The organism is Streptomyces sp. NRRL S-495 (genome assembly GCF_000966955.1).
In the GTDB taxonomy this organism is placed as follows: Bacteria; Actinomycetota; Actinomycetes; order Streptomycetales; family Streptomycetaceae; genus Kitasatospora; species Kitasatospora purpeofusca.
Map to the genome: position 1 here is coordinate 1 of NZ_JZWY01000864.1, position 701 is coordinate 701.

General features: G+C 73.9%; 1 protein-coding gene. It reads right to left on the reverse strand.

Going from position 1 to position 701, the window contains the following annotated elements:
• Window positions 1-701, reverse strand: a 701-nt coding sequence (locus VR45_RS35080) for a M64 family metallopeptidase (RefSeq protein WP_045943964.1), incomplete at both ends; no start/stop codon positions are given.

Consider the following 701-nt stretch of genomic DNA (forward strand, 5'->3'; position numbering starts at 1 on the left):
CAGGGTGGCCGTCAGGGCGGCACGGAGGGCCGGGTCGAGGACGGCGGGGGTGGGGTCGGTGGCGGTGGCGGTCAGGGTGTGGACCCGGCCGCGCGGGCCGGGGAGCGGGACGGTGCGCAGGTCGACCGTCGTCCGTCCGCGCAGCTGCGGCAGCGTGCGGCCGTCCAGGGACCAGCTGAGGGCGGTTCCGGCGACCGGGAGCTCGACGGTGAGGCGGTCGGCCCGGGTGAGCGGGGTGCCGGCCGGGGTGGGGCTGGTGAGCGGGGCGGCGTGGCGGTAGAAACCGGCGATCATCGCCTCCCGGCCGGGCAGGTTGAACTCCCGTCCGAGCGAACGCATGATCGAGTTCTCGGTGGGCCGGTACAGGCCCTTGGGGTAGTAGCCGCCACCCTCGTAGCTGCCGACCACGCCCCCGTCGGGCGAGGTCCGGCCGATCCAGCGGTACCACTTGGCGCGGTCGTGGGTGAGCCGGTCGGCGGTGTACATGCTGATGTTGGGCTCGGCCGGTTCGCCCTCCTCGGCCGGGTAGGTGTCGGAGCCGTCGTAGAAGTACTCGTCGGCGAGCTTGCCGAGCGAGTGGCCGGTCTCGTGCACGGCGATCTGCCCGGCCTTCGGATTGCCGCCCGCGACGGTGGCGATGCCGTCGTAGCCGAGCGGGGAGGCGACGTTGTAGCCGGCCCCGCCGTACTTGGCGGTGTTGG